This window comes from Lacinutrix jangbogonensis, assembly GCF_000797445.1.
In the GTDB taxonomy this organism is placed as follows: domain Bacteria; phylum Bacteroidota; class Bacteroidia; order Flavobacteriales; family Flavobacteriaceae; genus Lacinutrix; species Lacinutrix jangbogonensis.
In genome coordinates, this window is record NZ_JSWF01000044.1 from 177,145 (window position 1) to 201,029 (window position 23,885).

The 23,885-nt window shown below is 31.6% G+C and carries 23 protein-coding genes, 1 tRNA gene and 1 pseudogene; 7 read left to right on the forward strand and 18 right to left on the reverse strand.

Going from position 1 to position 23,885, the window contains the following annotated elements; translation table 11 throughout:
* The first annotated feature begins 34 nt into the window (after positions 1 to 34).
* Together RH82_RS16815 and RH82_RS16820 are read left to right on the forward strand one after the other, a co-directional pair.
* Positions 35 to 910, forward strand: coding sequence for a hypothetical protein (locus RH82_RS16815; RefSeq protein ID WP_034062520.1), 876 nt, complete (start codon positions 35 to 37; stop codon positions 908 to 910).
* Positions 910 to 1,641, forward strand: a pseudogene (locus RH82_RS16820) (Bax inhibitor-1/YccA family protein). Before RH82_RS16815 ends, RH82_RS16820 begins: the two are co-directional and overlap by 1 nt.
* Here the strand turns inward: RH82_RS16820 and RH82_RS16825 are convergent.
* From RH82_RS16825 to RH82_RS16850, 6 genes are all read right to left on the reverse strand, one after another.
* Positions 1,638 to 2,114 carry a hypothetical protein gene (locus RH82_RS16825; protein ID WP_034062574.1) on the reverse strand — a complete coding sequence of 159 codons (477 nt, stop codon included), beginning with the start codon at positions 2,112 to 2,114 and terminating at the stop codon, positions 1,638 to 1,640. The pseudogene RH82_RS16820 and the gene RH82_RS16825 overlap by 4 nt on opposite strands.
* Before the next feature lie 178 nt (positions 2,115 to 2,292).
* Positions 2,293 to 2,985: a PDZ domain-containing protein gene (locus RH82_RS16830; RefSeq protein WP_034062522.1), complete on the reverse strand. Its 693-nt coding sequence runs from the start codon at positions 2,983 to 2,985 to the stop codon at positions 2,293 to 2,295.
* Between the two features lie 116 nt (positions 2,986 to 3,101).
* Positions 3,102 to 4,247 carry a tetratricopeptide repeat protein gene (locus tag RH82_RS16835; protein WP_034062524.1) on the reverse strand — a complete coding sequence of 382 codons (1,146 nt, stop codon included), beginning with the start codon at positions 4,245 to 4,247 and terminating at the stop codon, positions 3,102 to 3,104.
* Positions 4,244 to 5,809, reverse strand: a complete 1,566-nt coding sequence (locus RH82_RS16840) for a M56 family metallopeptidase (RefSeq protein WP_034062526.1) — start codon at positions 5,807 to 5,809, stop codon at positions 4,244 to 4,246. Before RH82_RS16840 ends, RH82_RS16835 begins: the two co-directional genes overlap by 4 nt.
* 87 nt (positions 5,810 to 5,896) lie before the next feature.
* Positions 5,897 to 7,636, reverse strand: coding sequence for a M56 family metallopeptidase (locus RH82_RS16845; protein ID WP_034062527.1), 1,740 nt, complete (start codon positions 7,634 to 7,636; stop codon positions 5,897 to 5,899).
* 4 nt (positions 7,637 to 7,640) lie between these two features.
* Positions 7,641 to 8,006 (reverse strand): BlaI/MecI/CopY family transcriptional regulator, encoded by a 366-nt coding sequence (locus RH82_RS16850; RefSeq protein WP_034062530.1) that lies wholly within the window; start codon positions 8,004 to 8,006, stop codon positions 7,641 to 7,643.
* Between the two features lie 159 nt (positions 8,007 to 8,165).
* Between RH82_RS16850 and RH82_RS16855 the strand changes: the two genes are divergently transcribed.
* Complete coding sequence (locus RH82_RS16855) at positions 8,166 to 8,663, forward strand: DUF456 domain-containing protein (protein ID WP_034062532.1); 498 nt, start codon at positions 8,166 to 8,168, stop codon at positions 8,661 to 8,663.
* A 47-nt stretch (positions 8,664 to 8,710) separates the two neighbouring features.
* Here RH82_RS16855 and RH82_RS16860 read toward each other — a convergent pair whose 3' ends face one another.
* The 12 genes from RH82_RS16860 to RH82_RS16895 all read right to left on the reverse strand — a co-directional run bounded on the left by RH82_RS16860 (position 8,711) and on the right by RH82_RS16895 (position 20,379).
* On the reverse strand, positions 8,711 to 9,391 hold the full coding sequence (locus tag RH82_RS16860; RefSeq protein ID WP_034062533.1) for a transcriptional regulator: 681 nt from the start codon (positions 9,389 to 9,391) through the stop codon (positions 8,711 to 8,713).
* Positions 9,392 to 9,409: 18 nt separating this feature from the next.
* On the reverse strand, positions 9,410 to 11,431 hold the full coding sequence (locus RH82_RS16865; RefSeq protein WP_052158407.1) for an ATP-binding protein: 2,022 nt from the start codon (positions 11,429 to 11,431) through the stop codon (positions 9,410 to 9,412).
* A gap of 74 nt (positions 11,432 to 11,505) precedes the next feature.
* Entirely contained in the window at positions 11,506 to 11,676 is a 171-nt protein-coding gene (locus RH82_RS18500; protein ID WP_156112521.1) for a hypothetical protein, read from the reverse strand.
* A 66-nt stretch (positions 11,677 to 11,742) separates the two neighbouring features.
* Positions 11,743 to 11,901, reverse strand: coding sequence for a hypothetical protein (locus tag RH82_RS18505; protein WP_156112522.1), 159 nt, complete (start codon positions 11,899 to 11,901; stop codon positions 11,743 to 11,745).
* A gap of 56 nt (positions 11,902 to 11,957) precedes the next feature.
* Positions 11,958 to 12,116 (reverse strand): hypothetical protein, encoded by a 159-nt coding sequence (locus RH82_RS18510; RefSeq protein WP_156112523.1) that lies wholly within the window; start codon positions 12,114 to 12,116, stop codon positions 11,958 to 11,960.
* 56 nt (positions 12,117 to 12,172) lie between these two features.
* Positions 12,173 to 12,331 (reverse strand): hypothetical protein, encoded by a 159-nt coding sequence (locus RH82_RS18515; protein ID WP_156112524.1) that lies wholly within the window; start codon positions 12,329 to 12,331, stop codon positions 12,173 to 12,175.
* A gap of 341 nt (positions 12,332 to 12,672) precedes the next feature.
* A tRNA-Asp gene (locus RH82_RS16870) sits at positions 12,673 to 12,746 on the reverse strand.
* Positions 12,747 to 12,824: 78 nt separating this feature from the next.
* Positions 12,825 to 13,754, reverse strand: coding sequence for a DUF58 domain-containing protein (locus RH82_RS16875; RefSeq protein WP_034062536.1), 930 nt, complete (start codon positions 13,752 to 13,754; stop codon positions 12,825 to 12,827).
* Between the two features lie 126 nt (positions 13,755 to 13,880).
* Positions 13,881 to 14,426, reverse strand: a complete 546-nt coding sequence (locus tag RH82_RS16880; protein ID WP_206420441.1) for a ClpP family protease — start codon at positions 14,424 to 14,426, stop codon at positions 13,881 to 13,883.
* Positions 14,427 to 14,505: 79 nt separating this feature from the next.
* Positions 14,506 to 14,823 (reverse strand): thioredoxin, encoded by a 318-nt coding sequence (gene trxA, locus RH82_RS16885; RefSeq protein ID WP_034062540.1) that lies wholly within the window; start codon positions 14,821 to 14,823, stop codon positions 14,506 to 14,508.
* Between the two features lie 319 nt (positions 14,824 to 15,142).
* Positions 15,143 to 19,534: a DNA polymerase III subunit alpha gene (gene dnaE, locus RH82_RS16890; RefSeq protein WP_034062543.1), complete on the reverse strand. Its 4,392-nt coding sequence runs from the start codon at positions 19,532 to 19,534 to the stop codon at positions 15,143 to 15,145.
* A 164-nt stretch (positions 19,535 to 19,698) separates the two neighbouring features.
* Positions 19,699 to 20,379 (reverse strand): DUF6252 family protein, encoded by a 681-nt coding sequence (locus RH82_RS16895; RefSeq protein ID WP_034062545.1) that lies wholly within the window; start codon positions 20,377 to 20,379, stop codon positions 19,699 to 19,701.
* 143 nt (positions 20,380 to 20,522) lie between these two features.
* On the opposite strand from RH82_RS16895, the gene RH82_RS16900 reads away from it, so the two are divergent.
* From RH82_RS16900 to RH82_RS16915, 4 genes are all read left to right on the forward strand, one after another.
* Positions 20,523 to 21,023: a 30S ribosomal protein S16 gene (locus RH82_RS16900; protein ID WP_034062546.1), complete on the forward strand. Its 501-nt coding sequence runs from the start codon at positions 20,523 to 20,525 to the stop codon at positions 21,021 to 21,023.
* Between the two features lie 170 nt (positions 21,024 to 21,193).
* A complete protein-coding gene (gene rimM, locus RH82_RS16905) occupies positions 21,194 to 21,727 on the forward strand; it encodes a ribosome maturation factor RimM (protein WP_034062548.1) in 534 nt (177 codons plus the stop codon).
* Complete coding sequence (locus RH82_RS16910) at positions 21,720 to 22,433, forward strand: tRNA1(Val) (adenine(37)-N6)-methyltransferase (RefSeq protein ID WP_034062550.1); 714 nt, start codon at positions 21,720 to 21,722, stop codon at positions 22,431 to 22,433. The genes rimM and RH82_RS16910 overlap by 8 nt, the downstream gene beginning before the upstream one ends.
* Before the next feature lie 197 nt (positions 22,434 to 22,630).
* Positions 22,631 to 23,809 carry an acyl-CoA dehydrogenase family protein gene (locus RH82_RS16915; RefSeq protein ID WP_034062551.1) on the forward strand — a complete coding sequence of 393 codons (1,179 nt, stop codon included), beginning with the start codon at positions 22,631 to 22,633 and terminating at the stop codon, positions 23,807 to 23,809.
* The last annotated feature ends 76 nt before the right edge of the window (positions 23,810 to 23,885 follow it).

Sequence of the window (23,885 nt, forward strand, 5' to 3'; positions counted from 1 at the left end):
ACATTTACTTTTTAGAACAAAATCTATTCCCATTATGAAAAAATTCATCTTATTATTCAGCTTATTTACTTTTAGCACCTTTACTTTCGCACAAGAAACTTACACTGTTGAAAACGAAACTTTAGAGCTTAAAACCGAAGTTGATGGTGCATTAGATTTACTTTGGAACAGTTTTAATGGTGAATACAGATATTTTATTAAGAGTGAAGATGAACAAGTGTTCGAGTTAAAAAACACTAAAGGAGCAGATAACAAATATCAAGAAGACTATAAAACTTTGCTAGCAGATTTAACGTCTATGGACGCTTCTAAGGTGAATTTAACGACTTACAGTATTAAATCGTTTATTGATACATATAATAGTTCTAAAGATTCTAATTACGAATCTAGGGATTCTAAATCTAAAGTAAAACTAAGGCTAGGTGTTTTTGGAGGTATTACTAATAATCCATTTAACACGAACCCTAACAATGAAAAAGTAGCTCTTTTTGGAACAGAACTTGAAGCTGTTTCTAGCAACTTAGACTCAAAACACGCTGGTTTTTTAAACGTTAGATACACAGCAGACAAGGATGATTTTCAATATTCTGCTACTCAATTAGCTTTAGGGTATCGCTATCGTTTTATTAATAAAGCTAATTTTAATATTTACGCGCAAACAAAGTTCGCAACCTTTACAAGCTCTAAAATAACAACTACAATTGTAGACCTTAATGATCCAACAACATCTATAACAGAAGAACAGAGCTCAACTAGTTTCGATGCTCCTTTTATATTTGGTTTAGGTGCAGATATTAAATTAGGAAACGGTTATTTAACCTTAGTCTACGATTCGCTTTTTGCCTTATTATTAGATAATGAAGATAATTTTGCTGTGGATTTTGCCATTGGTTATAAATTTAACTTATAGTGTCTCTTTTAAAGACTTCTAATCCCATATTTACACCTTACTTTTGGGAAGATAATCAAGCTTCACAATCAAAAATGACGGTTTATGGTATTGTAATAAAAACAGTAGCTATGCTTTTTATTACTAGTACAATCACTTTACTTATATGGAAATTAAATGCTTACGGCACAAACATTAAGTGGTATGGAACTGGTGGAATGCTTGCTGCTATTGTAATTAGCATTGTGCTTTCTTTTAGGCAACAATAGGCTCATATTTTAGTACTATTATACGCTATAGCTAAAGGCTTTTTTCTTGGTGGATTTACAAGTTATATAAAATCACGATTCCCAGACATGCCTTACCAAGCTATTGGCGTAACTTTAGTAACTTTTTTCACTATTTTATTTCTGTACCAAACGCGAATAATTGTTGTAACTAAAAAAGTGAAAAGCGTTATTATAACGGTTTGTTCGTCTATATTTTTGGTATATATTATCTCTTGGATATTAAGCTTTTTTGGTATTCGCTCGTTTATTTGGGGAACAAGTTGGATTACTATAGGCTTCAATGTTGTAGCTGCTACTTTTGCTGCTTTATCTTTCTTATTAGATTTCGATTTTATAGAACGCTATAAAGATAAAGCTCCTAAACACAAAGAATGGATAGCTTGTTATGGTTTACTTGTAACTATAATTTGGTTGTATGTAGAAGTCTTGAGATTAATGAAAAAGTTAACGATACGATTTTAATTTACAGCTATTACAATAGGTAATCTAAACTCCGTTTTTACTGGCTGATTGCGTTTAATGGCTGGGAATATTTGCGGTAAAGTATTTAAACTTTCTGAAATCATGTTTTTAATGTTGGGGATTTCGGTTTCTGTAGTTTCCTTTAAATCTATGTTTTTTATTGCTATTTCCCCTAATTCCGAAATTTGAAATTCTAAAACTAAAGTGTCTTCAATGTCTTGAGAAACAATAATGGTTTCGTTTTGTAAACGCGATGTTATATGTTGTGATAATGTGTTTTCGAAACACGTTTTCTTTTCTGTTTTTGTTTCAAATGTATCGCAAGTAGAAAACGTTGGATACGTGTCTACGGCATTCCAATTAAAGGTTTTTTGTTCTTCGTTATAAATATCTTCAGATGATATTTTTTTTGCATTAAAATAGTCGCATGACGTTGCGCAAATAATTAATAAAAAAACGAATACTTTTTGCATTGCTTTGACTAACCTAAACTTAAACTCTAAATGTCGTATATAAATCATTTCTTTTTCAATTCTTAATACAACTTTTAGAATATAAATTAGTATGAAATTGAAAAGTACAAAATTTTATATTAAAAATAAAAAAACCGAAGACTATGCTTCGGTTTTTGAATTGTATTGTATAATTAAACTACTCTCTGCTTACTACAAAAAGTTTAGAAAATGTATTTTCCTTATTAGATATTCTTAAAATATAAACACCATCTTCCATCTTATTTACAGGTATTGTTTCTTTTAAACTTCCAGAATCTAGCATTTTGTCATATTGTTTTACTAAAACACCATTAGCCATATAAATACCAAATGTGTAATTATCTTGTACAATTGTTTCAAAAGAGATATTTAGATGCTCTCTGGCTGGACTTGGATATACACTTATATTATTTTCGCTTAATGATGATAATGCCATTTCACAACATACTTTCTCTTGAACAATTTTTGTTGTTTTCGCTCCTAAAACCACCTTTTTAGTCATATTTTTTCCGTCTCTATAGATTAAAAAACTTACAACATCAAAAGGATTATACGCCGTTATTATTTCTATAGCATCACCTCTATTATTAACTTCGATACCATTAATTTTCATTACAATATCGTACGCTTTAAAATTATTATCAAAAGCGGCAGTATTTTCAATAACGTCTAAAACAACAACACCTTTTTCTGTTTCTTTATCACACGGCGTTCCAAAATACACACCTAAAAAAGTACCTTCATGTACTACTTTATCTAAAACACAAGTGTTTTCACAATCTAGAGATTGGGCAAAAGTTAATGACATAAAACTTAAAACAGTGGTAAAAAATAATAATTGCTTTTTCATTGAATCTAAATTAAACTGTAATATATTTTATTTCCTTCAGAAAAGCTAAAATCTAATAAACATTCAGGAAACATAAAGACTAAAGCCCTATTTTACAGTTGAAATACAAGATTTTGTTATTTTTTTTTCTCTTCATCTTTAAGAAACGCCTCTTTCTTTAATTTTGTGAGTTCCCATTTTGCAAAAGTCACATAATCACTTTCAGGATTTTTTTTGATAAAAGATTCAAACAAATCAATTTTACTTTGTAACTCTTTATAGTAACTTACTTTAGTGGCTACTAAAAAGAATTTAGCACTTTCATTCTCTGGATTTTCTTTTAGCGCCATTTTTAAATATTTCACTGCTACTTGTGGTTTCTGTAAACGATTATAAACAGTGGCTAACTTAGCATACTCATTATCTAAAGGAAGATCTTGAAGCTCTAAAGAACGTTTTATATATTTTTCAGCATTTATATAATCGTTTATTAACTGATATAGGCTTCCTAATCTGTATAAGTTGTTCGTGTTTTTAGGCTCTAAAAGTAATGCTAGTTCTAAGTATTCTATTGCCCTTTCGTACTCTAAATCTTTTTTATAAGCGAAACTTAACTTCTCGAACACAAACTGACTCTTTTCTCCAAGTGCTAATAACTTTTCGAACCAAACTATAGCAGGAGTATAATCACCTAGCAAAAACAAGCTTTGGGCTTTTAAACTCGTTAATGCAGCATTTTTTGGATAGCTTTTTAAACCCACAATAATTAAACTATCTAGCCTCTCAAATTTTTTATTTTTCAGACTGTGTTTTGCTAACTTATATATTGCCTTTTGATGGGCATTATCTAATTTATAGGCTGTTTTAAAATTGTTTTGTGCTTCTTCTATTTGTTTTAATCGCTCTAAAACCACACCTAATTCGTAATAATAATTTGGATTTGTACTATCTCTAGCTTTTAGCTTATTAAAAATAGCAACTGCATCTTCATTCATTTTTACTTTACTCAATAATTTACCGTATTCGTATTGTAACAAGGTGTTTTCATTATTATTGTCAAGAGCTATTTTATAATTCACTATTGCTTTATCGTAATTACCAATTGCGTTGTATGCTCTTGCTAATCTATACGATGTGTTTTCAGTAGCATTACTTTCTAGGAGTGTAATCGCTTTAGAAAAATTACCATTTGCCATTAAACTATCTGAAACATTTAAAACCGAAGACTGTGCTTCGGTTTTAAATGATATTAATATTAATAGTAGTGTTAGAATTCTAATCATTTTATAATATTGAAACTTATTGGTAAATCGAATGAAACACTAACAGGTTTCCCTTCTTTTTTTCCTGGTTGAAATTGTGGCAATAGTTTTACAACTCTTACAGCTTCTTTTTCTAATTCTGGATGTGGCCCTCTTGATTTAATGTCTACAATATTTCCTTCTTTATTAATGGTAAACTTAGTATAGATTCTTTGCTTACCTTTTAAACCAAGTGTTTCACTAAGTTTTGCATTAAAGTTATTAAGAACAAATCCATAAATATTATCACTAAAACATATTCTTTGTTCATCGTTTGAAGGCAAATTTTCACAACCAGGATATACAGGAACTTGATCTATATTATTAAATGGAATTTCTTTTCCACCAAGAACATCATAATGTACAGCTTTTACTTCATTCTTATTTTCAACATTATAAAAATTGAAATATGATGTATAATATATCCCATCAGGAAATTGAACTTTACTTTTTTCCATTTCCATTGGTCTTTCTTCTTCTTTAGGATGAATACTATATGAAATTAATTCTGTAGTTTCATCAATTATTGACCAGCTTACATAGTTTTTATTTTCTTTTAAAAAAGCTTCGTATTTTTCATGTATAACTTTTACGTCATTAGGCATTTCTTCACCTAATTGTAATGAATAAGAGTACAGTTTCAAATTATCTAGATTATTGTTACTTTCTTCTTGAGTTTCACAAGACGTGTAAAACAACATACCAATCACCAAAGGAAATAATAATAAATATTTCGCTAGATGAATTTGTTTTGATTTTGATTTGCTTAACATAATGATTCGTTTTTTGATTAATGATTGTTTAAAAAATGGATTGATAAATGACACCTTCTGGGTATCGAAAACTTGCGAGAGTAGGTTTTGATAATAATTAACTTTATTAGTCGATTTTACAGCTTTAGAATCTGCGACATACTCATGCAAATTTGCTATTCTTTTTTGGTACATATAAATTAGTGGATTAAACCAAAAAACAATTTTTAAGACTTCGAAAAACAATAAATCTAGACTGTGTTTTTCCTTAACGTGTTGTAGCTCGTGAACCAAAATACTTTGTCTATCTTCTGTATTAATGTCTTTGCCTAGAAATATATAATTGAAAAATGAAAAAGCCTGTTTACTATTAACCAATTCAATCAAAAAAGCTGTTTCAAACTTAACTTTCGGGCTGTTGTAAGCCAATGCTAATAACTTATAAAACTTAATAGCGAATAAAACTAATGCTATTGCACAACCTAAATACAGCAGGTAATTCCAGCTAAAATAAACACTAGAATTACTTATAGTATTTACTATTGCATCTTCAGTATTTATGTTGTTGACTGTTTTTCCTAAAACAACTTCGGGTAACGTATAAATGTATTCTTTAGGTATTATAGTTTTAAAACTATCAATTTTTATAAATGGCAACACTATGGACAATAATGCTGAAGCCAATAAATAAAATCGATTGTAATTAAAGAAAGTTTCTTTCTTTAAAAAGCCATCGTAAATCAATAAAAACAAAAGCTGAAAAACAACAGTTTGTAAAATATAGTGTAACATAATTTTATTTTTTAGCGCCCTTATTTATCTCTTTTAAAACCGGAGTCAATGCTTCGGTTTTAAGTGATAATAGTTCCATTCTAGTCATTACTTAATATTAAAAGTTATTGGTAAATCGAATGCAACACTAACAGGCTTACCTTCTTGTTTCCCTGGTTGTAGTTGCGGAATAAGTTGCACTACTCTTTTAGCCTCTTTTTCTAATTCTGGATGTGGAGCTCTTGCTTTTATATCTACAACATTCCCTTCTTTATTAATGAGAAACCTAGTATAGATTCTTTGCTTTCCTGATAAACCAAGTGTTTTTCCAAGATCTAAATTGAAGTTTTTAGCAACTAGTTTACTAATTTTATCGCTAAAGCATTTTCTTTGATTATCGTTTGAATCTGAAGTATCACATCCTGGAAAAACAGGAACTTCATCTATTGAGGCGAAAGAGATTGACTCATTTTGAACTTTAAACTCTATTCTTTTATGCCTTAAACCATCAGAAATTATTTGTGTGTGGTAAAAAACATCATTTCTAATTTGTTCTACTTGGCTATCAATTAGTTTTTGTTCCTCAGTTGTTATATTATCTAAATCTTTTACGTGTAATTTTATAACGCCTCCTGAAGCACTATTCTGCCATTTATCTATAGATTCTTGTTTTTCCTTTCTTAACAAATAATTCTCATAAGTATTTTCTTTGATACTTTTAAGTTTATTATTTAATGAGTTAATTAGATTTTCTTCTGTAGCCGTTTCGAGCGCTATTTTATTAATTCTTTCAATAATTATCATCATTTTAATATACTCTTCTTTTGTGCAGAGATAATTATTTCTGTTGAACATATCATCACTCATAATTATTTTCATCGCTTGTTCATCGCTTAGTCCTTTTAATTCTTTCTTTAATTTTTCTTGTAATTCTTGTTCTGTTAATTGAGACGTTTCTTCCCTTGGAGTTTCAATTTGAGTTTCACAAGACGTGTAAAACAACATCCCAATTACCATTGGAAATAATAATAAATATTTTGCTAGATGAATTTGTTTTGATTTTGATTTGCTTAACATATTGATTCGTTTTTTGATTAATGATTGTTTAAAAAATGGGTTGATGAATGATACCTTTTGGGTATCGAAAACTTGCGATAACAAGTTTTGATAATAATTAACTTTGCAACTCGACTTTACTGCTTTAGAATCTGCAATAAACTCATGTAAATTCGACATTCTTTTTTGGTACATATAAATTAGTGGATTAAACCAAAAAACAATTTTTAAGACTTCGAAAAACAATAAATCTAGACTGTGTTTTTCCTTAACGTGTTGTAGCTCGTGAACCAAAATACTTTGTCTATCTTCTGTATTAATGTCTTTGCCTAGAAATATATAATTGAAAAATGAAAAAGCCTGTTTACTATTAACCAATTCAATCAAAAAAGCTGTTTCAAACTTAACTTTCGGGTTTTTGTAAGCCATTGCCATTAACTTATAAAACTTAATAACAAATAAAACTAATGCTATTGCACAACCTAAATACAGCAGGTAACCCCAACTAAAATAAAAACTAGATGTATTTATTGTATTTACTATAGCATCCTCAGTATTTATGTTGTTGACTGTTTTTCCTAAAACAACTTCGGGTAACGTATAAATGTATTCTTTAGGTATTATAGCTTTAAAGCTATCGATTTTTATAAATGGCAACACGATAGATAAAAGTGCTGAGGCTAATAAATAAAACCGGTTGTGATTAAAGAAAGTTTCTTTCTTCAAAAAGCCATCGTAAATCAATAAAAACAAAAGCTGAAAAACAACAGTTTGTAAAATATAGTGTAACATAATTTTATTTTTTAGTGTCCTTATTTATCTCTTTTAAAACGGACTCTAACTCGTTTAATTTGATGTCGTTTGTTTTCATAAAAAAAGAAACCATACTTTTAAATGAGCCTTGAAAATAGTTGTCTACCAATTTGTTTATAGATTGGTTACTGTAAGATTCTTTATTTAATAAAGGAAAATAAATATGCCCTTTTCCTATTTTTTCATAATCTACAAAGCCTTTACTCTCTAATATCCTTACTATAGTAGATACGGTATTGTATGCTGGCTTAGGGTTTGGAAACTCTTCAATTATCTGTTTTACGTTGCCTTTTTTTAATTGCCAAAGCACTTGCATAATATCTTCTTCTGCCTTTGTGAGTTGTTTCATTTTATAAAAAATATTGATTGAGGTCTGTTTTTATTAGTTTCTAGCTCTTTTAAACTAAGTAATTAGTTCAAATATAACTATTATTTTAGTTTAAACTAACTTTTTAGTTTAAAATGTAACAAGTATCTGTTTTTAGCGTCTTATAAATAAATTGACTTTATGGATATATTCTTAACCATTATTGGTTTGCTTTTTATGATTATTGGACTTATAGGAAGTTTTCTGCCTATTTTACCTGGACCACCTTTAAGCTGGATTGGATTACTATTGCTGCATTTAACTGATGCTATACCAAATAACTTAACCTTTTTAGGTATAACATTAATAATCGCATTACTAGCTTTTACTTTAGATTATATTATTCCAGCATTGGGAGCAAAAAAATTTGGAGGTACAAGAGCGGGAATGATTGGAACAACAATTGGACTTATTATTGGTATTTTGTCTCCAATTCCTGGAGGAATAATTATTGGCCCTTTTCTAGGAGCACTTTTAGGTGAATTGTCCAACAAAGCAGATTCGAAGACCGCATTAAAAGCTGCTTTTGGCTCTTTTCTAGGGTTTATAACTGGAACTTTTATAAAGTTTATTGTGGCAATAATCTATTTAGGTCTGTTTATTAATATTTTTTGGGAGTACAGAAATAGCATCTTTTAAAAACAATGTGTTATTAAAAACCTAAACATCTACAAAAAAAGTAGTGATTAGTCAATAAAACCAAAATCTCTACCTTTTTCTAAAAGTGTTTTTTCATCACCGTCTTCAACCTTAAATATTTCTTTTAAATGTTTCTTTTTCTTTTCTATACTACTTAAAGATAGATTCATTTTTTCTGCAATATCTTTATTTCTATCACCTCTAGAAATATGGTGTAAAATACGATGGCTAACTTCATCTAATTCAATACCACTAATTTTCGTTCTTTTAATTGCCTGATTTACAGTTCCACTATAAAATGGCGGATTATTTAAAACCGCTTGAAAAGCACTTGCAAGTTCTCGTGAAGTAAGATCACTTTTTATTAAAAACCCTTCCGGGTTAATATTATTTATTATACTATGAATGCGATAAGACTCATTAAACATCGTAAGCATTACTATTTTAGAGTCAGGCGATTTTTCTCTTACAAACATAGCCAAATCTTCTCCAGATTTAATTGTACCATCACTAGATGGCGGCATGCTTATATCAAAAAAGTAAACAGTATAAAATTGACCAAGTGCAATAGATTTCTTAATTAAGGCTAAAGATTCATCACAGTTGGTTGCAAAATCAATAATAAGGTTTTGAGACTCTTTTTTAGTTGCTAACAAAGTATTTTGATAACCCTCAATAATCATTGGGTGATCGTCTGTCATCAATATTTTAATAGTTTCATGTTCCATTGTTCGTTTTTTAAGGTATTATTCTATTGGAACTTCAATATTAATTGTTGTGCCCTTATTAATTTCGCTCTTTATTTCTTGCGTTCCAGATATAGCCTCTATTCTAGATTTAATATTTTTCAATCCTATACCTTCTTTTTGTTTAGACTTATCGTAACCAACGCCATCATCTTTTATGATTAAAGATATAAAATTATTTTCTTGTTTTAATGCGACTATTACAAGTTTAGCTTTTGCATGTTTATAAATATTTTGCAGGGACTCTTGTACAATTCTATAAATATGAATTTTAGTTTTATTGGTTAGGTCATCCCAATTTATTTTTTCTGAAATATCTGTTTCATATTCCAATTCATAGGCACCACATTGTGTAATTATTAGTGTGTTAATCATTTCAGAAAAACTCGCTTGGGTAATAAAATCGGTATTTAAATCATGGGATACTTTTCTAATATCTTGTTCAATTTCCTTAAGTTCATCTATATAATTAAATCTATTATTTATAGCCTCTTCTGTAGTACTATAATTTAAACTGTCTAAACTCAATCGCGTACCAAAAAGCCGCCCTAAAATTCCATCATGCAACTCTTCGCTTATTCTCTTCTTTTCGGCTGTTCTAGCTTCATCCATTTGCTCTTGTTGCGATAGCATCAAATTATAAATCTCTTCGTTAGCTTCTTGCTGCTGTTGTACTAGTTTTAACTCTTTGTTTTTTTCGCGTTGTGTTTTTATTATATAAAGCAATAACGAAGAAAACACTAAAATAATGGACAACACTATTAGCCATATATTTTGGCTAAATAGTTGTTTGTTTTTAGCTTCAACTTTATCCGTTTCATATTCTATTCTTATAAATTTATTGCGAATAGTACGTTCAGCCTTTACTAAGCTGTCGTTTAAAGTTACATAGGCATCATAGTGTTTTACCGCAATGCTATCCTCTTCAATTCTTGATAGTAAGAGTAGCGATTTTAGTAAATCGTCATTATGATATTGCTCAGAAATGGACTTGGCTCTATAAGCATGATACTTGGTCGAGTCCTTTTTATTTTGGTCGTGGTAAAATTCAGCTAAATGCTGATGTATAATAATTGAATTGTATTGAGATTTTGTGCTATCACAAATCCGCAGTGCTTTTAAATAGAGTTCTGGTAGTTGGGTTTTAGCATTAGATAAATATAAAGTATGTGCATAGTTATCTAGAATAGTGGCATAAAAATCTAAATGTTCTGTTTGTATGGTTTTATCGTTTAATATTTCTTTAAAGTACGCTAATGCAAGGTTGTATTGATCGGCATATTTATAAGTTAATGCTAAATTGTTTTTTGAAATATTTATAAAAAACTCATTATTTCCTGCTAAACGTTTTTTTATTTCTATAGATTTTTTATGATATTTTATAGATTCATCATATTGTTCTAGCTGTTTAAAAACGAGTCCTAAATTATTATAATGATAGGATTTATATGAATTAACCGCCTTGTTCTCTTCTAAAGACTCTAGTAATTTTATGGCTTTTGTAGAGGCTATCTCACTACCAGTAAAATCTTTTTCATTTTTTTGAATAACTGCAAGATCTAATAGTGTTTTTGCTGCATTATATTTATCTTTTAGAGCAATATATGTTTTTACTGCTTTGTTTTGATAAAAATAAGCACTGTCTGAGAGACGTTTATTTACATAATAAATACCTAAATTTTGATTGGCTCTTGCAAACGATGAAGAATCTTTTACTTTTTCTGAAAGTGTTACATTTTCAAGGTTAACCAATTTAAAAGCTTCAAAATCTTTTAATTCCCAAAACACTGTAGAAATACGTCTGTTACATTGTATAATTAAAGAATCTGTATTTAATTCTTTTGCCAAATACACTGCACGTTTTGCAAAAGCTAAACGCTGAATATTTGAAAAGTCATTTTTCTGTTTAGATTGTGTTTTGTAGAGTTTTATAGAATCTATTGTACTCGATTGCGAAAACGCAAAAAAGGTTACACAATAGCATACAATACTACAAACTAATTTAGATTTTAAAAATGGCATATAAATTACAGTCTTTTCAAATGTATAATAAACAAATGAAAAGATTAAATTATTAATGCTTATTAAATCAATAATTAATCTTCAGGCGTCATAGTCATATCAATTGCACCATTTTTAATATAAATAGTAGTCGTTTCATTTTGAACTAAATCATCAGCTAAAGTGATGTCTTTGTCCTTGCTACTAAATGATGTAAACAATGCCAGTGCTAATACTCCAAATAAAGTGATTTTTAATGTTTTCATAATAAATATTGTTTAAGGTTTATTGTTTTAATTTTAAGTGTTGTAAAATCAAATATATTTTTATAATTAATCTTCAGGTGTTGATGTATGATCTATTTCTCCACCGGTTGCTAAAATCTCAGTATTGTTTACTAACGTTTCATCTTCATCTAAACTTTCTGCTGTACATGATGTAATGGCTACTAATAATACTGCTATGCTTAAAATTGTTTTTAATGTTCTCATAATAAATAGGGTTTGAGGGCTATATTTCTAATGTATTAGTTCTTTTGAGTATGAAATTAATCTTCAGGTGTTGATGTATGATCTATTTCTCCTCCTGTTTTTAAAATCACGGTATCGTTTACTAACGTTTCGTCTTCGTCTAGACTTTCTGCTGTGCATGATGTAAAGGCTACTAATAATACTGCTACGCTTAAAATTGTTTTTAATGTTTTCATAATAAATAGGGTTTGAGGGATATATTATTAATGTATTAGTTATTTAGAGTGTAAAATTAATCTTCAGGTGTAGACGTATGATCTATTTCTCCGCCTGTTGCTAAAATCACAGTGTCGTTTACTAACGTTTCGTCGTCGTCTAAACTCTCTGCTGTACATGATGTAAAGGCTACTAATAATAATGCTGTGGCTAAAATTGTTTTTAATGTTTTCATTGCAATTAATGTTTAAGGGTTATTGTTTTTAATGTAAGGATTAAGGAGATAAGATTAAAAAAGGCATCTATTTTATCATAAGTACCTGATTACTAATCTTTTTTAATAATACAAATATAGTTTAAAAGTGTCATTCGCAAAACAAAAAAAGGCTTTAAAACAAAAAAGCATCCCGATTTTCAATTCCGAAAAAACGGAGGAAAAAAGGAAAGCTTCTCATCGGTTTAAGCTATTTAACTAGCTCTCTACCAGTTTGATGGACTACTACACCCATCAAAACAACACAACTAAATTTATTGCTAAAAAAAGCTTCAACAATGTTGAAGCTTTTAGCAATCTTGCGGTCTGGACGGGACTCGAACCCGCGACCTTCGCCGTGACAGGGCGACATTCTAACCAACTGAACTACCAGACCGTTGCATATTGCGAGTGCAAATATAAACCGCTTAATTAATATCACAAACCTTTTTATGGTTTTTTTTACAAAAAATAATCAAATAAATTTTTGACGCTCTAACATATAACTAGTTAGAATAGCATCAAAGTTTTTATTTATGTCTGCTTCAACGTATTTAATACGGTTTTGACCACATTTTACCCGTAATTCATTAAAATAATCACTAACTAAAGCTTCATAATTGTCTTTTACCTGTTCACTATACAAATTAATATGCTCTCCTGTTTCAACATCAATAAATCGTTTTGGCTTATTATCGAAGTCGAAAGTTAATTCTTTACTTCTGTCAAACACATGAAACAAAACGACCTCATGTTTGTTATGTTTTAAATGCCTTAGTGCTTCAAACAACTTTACCTCATCAGTGGTAGTCTGAAACATATCTGTAAACACAAAAATTAGAGAACGCCTATGGATCTTCTCGGCTATTTGGTGTAAGTATTGGTATGTTTCCGTTTGTTTGTTCTTAGGCTTGCTTAAAGCAGCATTACTTAACTGTGCTAATAGCATTTGATGATGACGTTCACTTCCTTTCTCGCTTGAATAAAAATCGAAAGCATCGCTATATATACTTAAACCAACAGCATCACGCTGTTTTTTAAGAATATGCATTAACGAAGCTGCAGCTAAGGCCGAAAATGCGATTTTATTCAAATTATCTATCGCGAAATCTTTTATTTCAGGATAGTGCATCGAGCTACTATTATCCAAAATAATATGACACCGTAAATTAGTTTCGTCGTCGTATCGTTTAGTGTAAAGTTTATCTGTTTTCGCGAAGAGTTTCCAATCTATATGGCGCGTGCTTTCACCTTGATTGTAAATTTTATGCTCGGCAAATTCTGCCGAAAAGCCATGAAACGGACTTTTATGCATACCAGAAATAAAACCTTCAACAACTTGTTTCGCCAAGTGTTCAAGGTTTTTAAATCCGCCAGCTTTATTTAATTCGTCTTGTAAATTCATTCCATCTTAATCTTCCCAACGCGAAGAAACTACTATTCTATACTTTTAATAACAAAGAAAAAGACAACGGTTAAACATAAAATTTACGCATTGCAATCTTTTCTCTTTCTTCTAGAATCTCTTTTATTATTCTATAACACCATCTACAATTCCGTATTCTTTAGACTCTTCTGCTCCCATCCAATGGTCACGATTAAAATCTTTCAGTACTTTATCGTAAGTCTGTCCGCAATTATCTGCCAAAATATGAGCACTCAATTCTTTTGTTTTTACAATTTCTTGAGCCGTAATTTCAATATCACTAGCTTGACCTCGAGCACCACCACTTGGTTGATGAATCATCACACGAGCGTGTGGCTGGATGAAACGTTTGCCTTTTGTTCCAACCGATAATAAAATCGATCCCATAGAAGCGGCCAACCCAGTACAAACTGTCGAAACATCACTTTTTAAAGACTTTATTGTATCGTACATAGCGAACCCTGAAGTTACATAGCCACCTGGACTATTAATGTAAAGTGTAATATCTTTAGTCTCTAAACTATCTAAATATAGTAATCTATCAACGACATGTTTTGCACTTTTATCGTCTACCATTCCCCAAAGAAATACTTTTCTTTCGTCTAGTAATTTACTATCTATTGCGTCTTGCGCTTTTGTTATTTTACTCATTATAATTTACTTTTTTACTAAAATAAAAAAAGGTTTGCTATTACAGCAAACCTTTATCAATTCTTTATGAAATATATTTCTATAGTAAAGCGTCGATAGCGTCAGAATATGCCTTTTTTGGCGCAACTCCAACCTGTCTTCCAACAACTTCTCCGTTTTGAAACACTAATACCGTTGGTATGTTTCTTACGCCATATTTTGAAGCAAATTCTTGATTTGCGTCAACATCTAATTTACCAACAACAGCTTTTCCTTCGTACTCATCGCTAATTTGGTCAATAATTGGTCCAACCATTCTACAAGGTCCACACCAAGCTGCCCAAAAGTCCACTACTACTGGCTTATCGCTTTTTAATACTGTTTCTTCAAAATTTGCATCTGTGATTTCTAATGCCATAATAATATAATTTAATTGTGTGTTTATTCACTGTTAATATACAAACTTAGTCAAAAAAAACACCAAAGCTTACAACCTGACAATTTGTTTAACTTATGGTAGTATTGATTTGGCTTATGTTGTTTTGGGCGCATAAACCAGGCTTTCTCTACTCGCTCTCTACGAGGAGCTCAAACATGCTGTTTCAAATGCGAAGCATTCACGAGTTCCTATTTATAAAATAAGAATGAACGAGTAATCCTTTGCGCGGAAATCGAGTTAGTATTTATAAAACGTAGACACTTTTTCTATTGAGAAAGCTCTTGTAAAACAAAAAAAATCAAGAATTCAACTTATAATGAATTTGATCTTCATCCAATGCGCTCAACAATTCTTGAGACACTTTTACCTTTTGTCTTCTACTTGGCATTTCTAATTTAATTTGTTCTCTATTATCGTAAACCACGAAATCTAGTAAATGACTTCCTGGATGCATAGAAATCAAGTCTTTTAAATTCTGTATTTTATCAGATTCTAACTCTTTTATATTTAATTGAATAGACAGTTTTCGCACGTACTTATCCATAACATCATGCAACAACTGAAAGCTATTAAATTGCAATCTAGGATCACTCTTTTTACCTGTATCTCTGTTCACCCAACCGTCTTTTACAAAGGTTTTTACGTGTACAAAAGTGTTTTGTAATAAAAACGGACGATGCTTTAAATAGTCTTCTCCAAAAATGCGAAACTCAAAAGTATCTGTATAATCTTCAATAGTAAACAAAGCCCAGCCTTTACCTTGTTTACTTACACGATGTTGCACATCTGTAACCACACCTCCGAAGGTTATATCTTTATTTACGTGATCTGCTAAATCATTAAAATAAGCAATAGTTCCAGTACAAAAACTTTTCATTTCGGTTCTAAAATCATCTAAAGGATGCCCTGAAATATAAACACCTACAACTTCGCGTTCTTGAGCAAGTTTTTCCATAGTTCCCCAAGTCTCACATGGTGGCAATTGTGGTTCGGGTATTTGGACCTCACTTCCACCTCCAAATAAACTTACTTGAGAAGAATTCTCATTTTCTTGGTGTTTTGCTCCATATTTTATTGCTTTTTCTAGGAACGTTAAATCGCTACCTTCTTTGTGGAAATATTGTGCGCGATGTGTATTATCAAAACAATCGAAACCACCAGCCAAAGCGAGGTTTTCGAAAGCTTTTTTATTTGCTGCACGTAAATCTATGCGCTTTGAAATATCAAAAATAGATTTATAAGGCCCATCTTCTTTTCTATTGTTTACAATTGTCATTACTGCGCCATGACCAACACCTTTTATGGCTCCCATTCCAAAACGTACTGCATTATCTTTATTTACAGAAAACTTATAATAACTCTCATTAACATCTGGTCCAAGAACAGGTAATTTCATACGCTTACACTCTTCCATAAAGAAAGTCACCTGCTTGATGTCATTCATGTTATTAGACAATACTGCCGCCATATATTCCGCAGGATAATGCGCTTTTAAATAAGCCGTTTGGTATGCAATCCAAGCGTAACATGTAGAGTGAGATTTGTTAAAGGCGTAACTAGCAAAGGCCTCCCAATCTTTCCAAATTTTTTCAAGTTTTTTAGGATCGTGCCCTTTTGCACTTGCTTGCTCGATAAATTTGGGTTTCATTTTATCAAGTACTGCAATCTGCTTTTTACCCATCGCTTTACGCAAAACATCGGCTTCACCTTTGGTGAAATCTGCCAGCTTTTGCGAGAGTAGCATTACTTGTTCTTGGTAAACGGTAATACCATAGGTTTCTTTTAAATACTCTTCCATAGCTGGAAGGTCATATTCTATATCTTCATCACCATGTTTTCTTTTTACAAAACTTGGAATATATTCCATTGGTCCTGGACGATACAATGCATTCATAGCAATTAAATCGTCGAAAACCGTAGGTTTTAAATCTTTAAGGTGTTTTTGCATTCCGGGAGATTCATATTGGAATACACCAACAGTTTCTCCTCTTTGGAATAATGCATACGTTTCTTCATCATCCAATGGAAAGCTATCTGGATCTAATAAAATATCATGTTTCGCTTTTACAATTTTAACGGTGTCTTTAATTAAAGTCAGCGTTTTTAATCCCAAGAAATCCATTTTTAATAATCCTGCATCTTCCACGACAGAGTTATCAAATTGGGTAACATATAAATCGGAATCTTTTGCCAAAGCAACGGGAACGAACTTGGTAATATCATCTGGCGTAATAATAACACCACAGGCATGAATACCTGTATTTCTGACCGAACCTTCAAGTGATCTGGCAATGTTTACGGTTTCTGCTTGAAGATCATCGCCTTCAGAGATATTCAATAATTCGTTTATTTTCTCTAAATCTTCAGCTCTAAATTTACTTCCTAATTCCTTTTCAGATAAACCAAAAATCTTATTCAACTTCGACATGGTTGGAATTAGCTTCGCAATCCTATCGGCATCAAATAATGGTAAATCTAAAACACGAGCGGTATCTCGAATGGATGACTTTGCAGCCATGGTACCATACGTAATAATCTGTGCTACTTGGCTACTTCCGTATTTATCGATAACATAATCCATAACACGACTTCTGCCTTCGTCGTCAAAATCGATATCGATATCTGGCATACTTACACGGTCTGGATTCAAGAAACGCTCAAAAAGCAGATTATACAGCAAAGGATCTATATTGGTAATCCATAGACAATAGGCAACTACAGAACCCGCTGCAGAACCACGTCCTGGACCAACAGAAACATCCATTTTTCTAGCTTCACGTATAAAATCTTCTACAATTAGAAAATAACCTGGATATCCCGTTTTCTCGATTACACTAAGTTCAAAATCTAATCTTTCAACAACTTCTTCTGAGAGCTCTTCACCATATCGCTTCTTAGCACCTACATAAGTTAAGTGACGTAAAAATGCATTTTCACCTCGCTTTCCTTTATCAATAAGATCTTCTTTACTTACAAATTCTTCAGGAATATCGAAAGCTGGTAATAAAACATCTCGTGCTAATTGATACCCTTCAACTTTATTAACAACCTCTTGAATATTACTAATAGCTTCAGGAATATCTTTGAAAATATTTTTCATCGCCTCTGCAGACTTAAAATAATATTCTTGGTTTGGCAAACCATAACGATACCCACGACCACGACCAATTGGTGTTGCTTGCTTTTCACCATCTTTTACACACAATAAAATATCATGCGCATTGGCATCGTCTTGCTTTGCGTAGTATGTATTATTAGACGCTACAAGCTTAATGTCATGCTTCCGAGCTAACTTAATTAAGGTTGGATTTACTCGGTTTTCATCTTCCTGATCATGGCGCATAATCTCGACATACAAATCGTCTGCAAAAGCTTCTTTCCACCATACCAAAGCTTCTTCTGCCTGGTTTTCTCCAACGTTTAAAATCTTACTTGGCACTTCGCCGTATAAGTTCCCTGTTAAACAAATTAAGTCTTCTTTGTACTGCTCAATAAGTTTTTTATCAATTCTTGGTAGATAATAAAATCCATCAACAAAAGCATGAGATGATAATTTCGCTAGATTATGATAGCCTTTTTTGTTTTTAGCAATCAATACAATTTGATAACCGTTATCTTTTCTGCTTTTATCTAAATGGTCTTCGCAAACAAAAAACTCGCAACCAATAATTGGTTTTATTCTTTTAGCGGTTGTAGTTTTACCTTCGTTCTCAGATTCCTTTATTTTTGCTTCAACCGCTTTGTTATGCTTATTTGCGGCATTTACAAAATGAAATGCTCCCATCATATTCGCATGATCGGTTAATGCTACCGCTGGCATTTTATTTTCGGCAGCTATAGTAATTAAATCTGCAACACTCATTGTAGATTGTAATACCGAAAACTGAGAATGATTGTGTAAATGCACAAAATCCACAGCTTGTAAATCTGCTATATTTTCTTTTATTTCTTCTGTAGAAACAGTGATCGCTTCAGCCTTTTGTAATCTCGCATTAATCTTAGCGCTTTCGTTCTTGAGATTAATATGTTTTAAACCTATTAATTTTATAGGCTGCGGATTCGCTTCCGAAAAATTCTCATAATAATCTGGCAGAACATCTAGTTGTTCTATTGTGTATTGCTGTCTTCTAATTAATTCTAAAAAACAACGTGTAGTTGCTTCTACATCTGCAGTTGCATTATGCGCTTCTCCAAACGGTTGATTGAATAAATATTGATGTAACTCTGTTAACGTGGGCAATTTAAATTTACCGTAACGACCGCCAGGAAGCTCGCACAAACTTGCAGTGTGTTCTGTACAGGTATCTAAAACTGGTAATTCTTGCAATTGGTTTGCAACGTTCCCACGTACAAACTCTGCTCCCATAATATTGAGATCGAATTTTACATTTTGTCCAACTACAAATTTTGTTTTACCTAATGCAATGTTAAATTTCTCTAAAACCTCGGATAAAACAACACCTTGTTCTTGTGCTAACTCTGTAGAAATGCCATGAATTTTCTCAGCATCATAAGGAATATTAAAACCTTCTGGTTTTACTAAATAATCTTCACTTTCAACACAGTTTCCCATATCGTCATGCAATTGCCAAGCGATTTGAATACATCTAGGCCAATTATCTGTAACTGTATATGGTACATCCCAACGTTTTGGTAATCCTGTAGTTTCAGTATCAAAGATTAAGTACATGTATTGTTTTCTATAGAATTTTAAAGCTGTTTAGCAGTGTAAAATAGAGCCTATAAAAGTACATAAACCGATAGTTTTTTAAACTGAAAGTTATAAACATTTGTAAACAAAAAAAAACGCAGACTAAGATTTAGTCTGCGCTTTAAAATATTTTATAATTGCTATTAAATACAACTTAAACCATCTATAGTTGTTTGTAGAGAGCCATCATCGTCACCACAAGCAACTTTTTGTGCTGTAAGTGCTGCTTTATAAGCATTACATACAACAGCGAAATTAGCATCACCAGGCGAAACTGCATTATAGTTAATTAAATTTGCTGCTACTATTGCAGATGCTGAAGCACAAACTGCATCTATACCTCCTGATAGTGGTCCACCAGATAAAGGTACTTTAAAAAATACTCCATTATTTACATTTATTGAAGTTAGCCCAGAACTATTAAATGCATTAAAATAAAACTCTCCAGAAACATAGCCTCTTTCAATATTTACTTCTTTTAAATCTATTATTCCAGATGCTGGATATAATTGAACACTTGGGTCTGGTATATTATTTGAAGAATACAAAAAATCATCAATATCTACTAAAGACCCAGATGATGCTGTTTCTGCAACATCGTAAATACCTACTGCTGTTGAATTTACTTCTATTGTAATAGTTTCAAAATTACTAGATCCAACAATCGTTAACACTCCTAAACCATCGATATTAGCACTAAAAGTTCGAGCTTCCCATAAGTTTCCATCTTTTTCTCCTTGAAAGGAAGGTGAATTAAACTCTAAATCTTCTCCACAACCAAAAAAAGTAAAGGTTACTAGAATTAAAACAATAATTTTTTTCATAGTTTTTGTGTTTCAAGGACTCAAAAATAAAATAAAAAATCACAATGAGATACAAATACATTAAAAACTTGGTGTTTAAATAAAAATTGTATATTTGCGGACTTATTAATAATAGAGGTCGCGTACCTCACAAATTAATTTTTATGCCTGTAAAAATCAGATTACAAAGACACGGTAAAAAAGGGAAACCTTACTACTGGATCGTAGCAGCAGATGCTCGCGCGAAAAGAGATGGTAAATACCTAGAGAAATTAGGTGCTTACAATCCAAACACTAATCCTGCAACTATCGAATTAGATATTGACGGAGCAGTAACATGGCTTCAGAATGGTGCACAACCAACTGATACAGCCAAAGCATTATTATCTTACAAAGGTGCTTTATTGAAAAACCACCTTGCTGGTGGAGTTCGTAAAGGTGCTTTAACTGAAGAGCAAGCTGAGAAGAAATTCGCTGCTTGGTTAGAAGAAAAAGGTGGAAAGGTAGATGCTAAAAAAGATGGTTTATCTAAAGCGGAAGCTGATGTTAAAGCCAAAGCATTTGAAGCTGAAAAAGCAGCAAACGAAGCAAGAATCGCAGCAGCTGCTCCAGTTGTTGAAGAAGAAGCTCCAGCTGAAGAAGCGGCAACAAACGAAGAAGAATAGAAAATTAATTTTTTATACTTTTAAACTCCGATAATTTTTTATCGGAGTTTTTTTATGTAAAATAGTACTCTACACAAACAGACTGTATAATTGAGTATATTCCATTGAAAAACGGAATCTAGATATTAATAAGATTTCCGATCTATTCGGGAATACAAAATAAATTTTCGATGACTAAACAAGAGTGTTTCTTTTTAGGTAAAATTGTAAAAAAGTATAGTTTTAAGGGCGAATTGCTAATAAAACTAGATACGGATGAACCTAATCTGTATGAAAATCTAGATTCAATATTTATAGATTTACGTGGTAATTTAATTCCTTTTTTTATTGAGCGTTCTCAATTACATAAAAGTGAATTGCTTCGTGTAAAATTTGAAGATGTAGATATCGAAGCAGATGCAGATGCACTAATGAAATGCGAATGTTATTTACCATTAACCTTCTTACCAGAATTGGAAGATAACAAGTTTTACTTCCATGAAATAATTGGTTATAAAGTTGAAGATATAAATTTTGGAGACGTTGGTATTATAAAAGGTGTAAACGATTCTACTTCTCAATCCCTTTTTGAAATAGATAGAAATGGTATTGAAATTTTAATACCAATGAATGATGAATTTATCTCGAAAGTAGATAAAGAGAATAAAATTATTTTTGTAGATACTCCCGAAGGACTTATAGATTTATACTTAGAAGATGAATAAGCCTTTCAAATTCAAACAATTCGAAGTCAGCCAAGACCAATGTGCCATGAAAATTGGTACAGATGGTGTTTTACTTGGCGCTTGGGCTTCAATAGAAAAACAACCTTTTGCAACTTTAGATATTGGAGCTGGAACAGGAATTTTATCTTTAATGTTAGCGCAACGCTGTGATGCAGAAGTTATAGACGCCCTAGAAATTGACGAACACGCATACGAACAATGTGTTGGGAACTTTGAAGCATCACCTTGGAGTGACAGGCTATTTTGCTATCATGCAGATTTAGCAGAATTTACTGATGAGATTGAAGATCAGTACGACCTTATTATTTGTAATCCGCCTTTCTATTCTGAAGATTACAAAACAGAAAGTACACAACGTGATTTAGCACGTTTTCAAGACGCAATGCCTTTTGAGCATTTAGTAGATAGTGTCTCGAAACTATTAATAGAAGACGGAACCTTTTGTACGATTATTCCATTTAAGGAAGAAGAAAAATTTATTGCATTAGCTTCTGCTGTAAACCTAAAAGCAAATAAAATTACTCGCGTTAGAGGCGCTTTAAATTCGGAAATAAAGCGTTCTTTAATCGCGATGTCTTTCCGCGAAAGCGCTATAAAAATAAACGAACTCGTAATTGAAAACGCTAGACACGATTATACCGAAGACTATATTAATTTGACTAAAGCATTTTATCTAAAAATGTAGATTTTTTAATTGCTAACTGTAATGGATTTCGTTATTTTTGTGAAACTTATATAATAACACCTCTTATTCTAAGGATTTCTTAAAATTTAAGGTAAAAAATATAGGTATGAGTCATCCATAAATTAAAACTTAATCATGTATACAAATGATTAAATGGATACAACATTTGACAATTAAAAAACAATAAAAACGACCAAATGAAACCAGATTTATTCGAAGCCCCAGATTACTACAATCTTGACGAACTTTTAACAGAAGAACATAAACTAGTACGTGATGCTGCCAGAGAATGGGTTAAGCGTGACGTTTCTCCTATTATTGAAGAAGCGGCTCAAAAAGCTGAATTCCCAAAATCTATTATTGGAGGCTTGGCAGAAATTGGCGCGTTTGGGCCTTATATTCCAGAAGAATATGGTGGTGCTGGATTAGACCAAATTTCTTATGGTTTAATAATGCAAGAAATTGAACGTGGAGATTCTGGCGTACGTAGTACAGCGTCTGTGCAATCGTCTTTAGTTATGTATCCTATTTGGAAATACGGTAACGAAGCGCAACGTCAAAAATATTTACCAAAATTAGCAAGTGGAGAATGGATTGGGAGTTTTGGATTAACAGAACCAGATCATGGCTCTAACCCTTCTGGAATGGTAACTAATTTTAAAGATATGGGAGACCATTATCTTTTAAATGGTGCAAAAATGTGGATTAGTAATTCGCCATTTTGTAACATCGCTGTTGTTTGGGCAAAAGATGAAAGTGGTCGTATTCACGGTTTAGTTGTAGAACGTGGTATGGAAGGTTTTTCTACACCAGAAACACACAACAAATGGTCGCTTAGAGCAAGTGCTACAGGAGAGCTTATTTTTGATAATGTAAAAGTACCTAAAGAAAACTTATTACCTAACAAATCTGGATTAGGAGCGCCTTTAGGCTGTTTAGATTCTGCTCGTTTTGGTATTGCTTGGGGAGCAATAGGTGCAGCAATGGACTGTTACGATACTGCCTTGAGATATAGTAAAGAACGTATCCAATTTGGAAAACCTATTGGACAGTTTCAATTACAACAAAAGAAATTAGCCGAAATGATTACAGAAATCACCAAAGCACAATTGTTAGCTTGGAGATTAGGTGTCATGCGCGAGAATGGAACAGCAACCTCAGCACAAATTTCTATGGCAAAACGTAATAACGTGGATATGGCTTTAACCATTGCTCGCGATGCAAGACAAATGCTAGGAGGTATGGGAATTAGTGGCGAATATAGTATCATGAGACACATGATGAACCTTGAGAGTGTTGTTACTTACGAAGGTACACACGATATTCATTTACTTATCACTGGACTAGACATCACTGGATTAAATGCTTTTAAATAAAGCCTAAGGCTTAATTAATTATTTCTCACACACAGAATCGTTGTGAATGAAACAAATGATATATTATAAAAATGCT

Coding starts and splice junctions, on each gene's coding strand:
- RH82_RS16900 (WP_034062546.1), top strand. CDS start 20,523: ATGCCTGTAAAAATCAGATTACAAAGACACGGTAAAAAAGGGAAACCT.
- dnaE (WP_034062543.1), bottom strand. CDS start 19,534: ATGTACTTAATCTTTGATACTGAAACTACAGGATTACCAAAACGTTGG.
- RH82_RS18510 (WP_156112523.1), bottom strand. CDS start 12,116: ATGAAAACATTAAAAACAATTTTAAGCGTAGCAGTATTATTAGTAGCC.
- RH82_RS18505 (WP_156112522.1), bottom strand. CDS start 11,901: ATGAGAACATTAAAAACAATTTTAAGCATAGCAGTATTATTAGTAGCC.
- RH82_RS18515 (WP_156112524.1), bottom strand. CDS start 12,331: ATGAAAACATTAAAAACAATTTTAGCCACAGCATTATTATTAGTAGCC.
- RH82_RS16815 (WP_034062520.1), top strand. CDS start 35: ATGAAAAAATTCATCTTATTATTCAGCTTATTTACTTTTAGCACCTTT.
- RH82_RS16845 (WP_034062527.1), bottom strand. CDS start 7,636: ATGTTACACTATATTTTACAAACTGTTGTTTTTCAGCTTTTGTTTTTA.
- RH82_RS16865 (WP_052158407.1), bottom strand. CDS start 11,431: ATGCCATTTTTAAAATCTAAATTAGTTTGTAGTATTGTATGCTATTGT.
- RH82_RS16895 (WP_034062545.1), bottom strand. CDS start 20,379: ATGAAAAAAATTATTGTTTTAATTCTAGTAACCTTTACTTTTTTTGGT.
- RH82_RS16825 (WP_034062574.1), bottom strand. CDS start 2,114: ATGCAAAAAGTATTCGTTTTTTTATTAATTATTTGCGCAACGTCATGC.
- RH82_RS16855 (WP_034062532.1), top strand. CDS start 8,166: ATGGATATATTCTTAACCATTATTGGTTTGCTTTTTATGATTATTGGA.
- RH82_RS18500 (WP_156112521.1), bottom strand. CDS start 11,676: ATGAAAACATTAAAAATCACTTTATTTGGAGTATTAGCACTGGCATTG.
- RH82_RS16830 (WP_034062522.1), bottom strand. CDS start 2,985: ATGAAAAAGCAATTATTATTTTTTACCACTGTTTTAAGTTTTATGTCA.
- RH82_RS16835 (WP_034062524.1), bottom strand. CDS start 4,247: ATGATTAGAATTCTAACACTACTATTAATATTAATATCATTTAAAACC.
- RH82_RS16910 (WP_034062550.1), top strand. CDS start 21,720: ATGAATAAGCCTTTCAAATTCAAACAATTCGAAGTCAGCCAAGACCAA.
- trxA (WP_034062540.1), bottom strand. CDS start 14,823: ATGGCATTAGAAATCACAGATGCAAATTTTGAAGAAACAGTATTAAAA.
- RH82_RS16850 (WP_034062530.1), bottom strand. CDS start 8,006: ATGAAACAACTCACAAAGGCAGAAGAAGATATTATGCAAGTGCTTTGG.
- rimM (WP_034062548.1), top strand. CDS start 21,194: ATGACTAAACAAGAGTGTTTCTTTTTAGGTAAAATTGTAAAAAAGTAT.
- RH82_RS16875 (WP_034062536.1), bottom strand. CDS start 13,754: ATGAATTTACAAGACGAATTAAATAAAGCTGGCGGATTTAAAAACCTT.
- RH82_RS16840 (WP_034062526.1), bottom strand. CDS start 5,809: ATGTTACACTATATTTTACAAACTGTTGTTTTTCAGCTTTTGTTTTTA.
- RH82_RS16915 (WP_034062551.1), top strand. CDS start 22,631: ATGAAACCAGATTTATTCGAAGCCCCAGATTACTACAATCTTGACGAA.
- RH82_RS16880 (WP_206420441.1), bottom strand. CDS start 14,426: ATGAGTAAAATAACAAAAGCGCAAGACGCAATAGATAGTAAATTACTA.
- RH82_RS16860 (WP_034062533.1), bottom strand. CDS start 9,391: ATGGAACATGAAACTATTAAAATATTGATGACAGACGATCACCCAATG.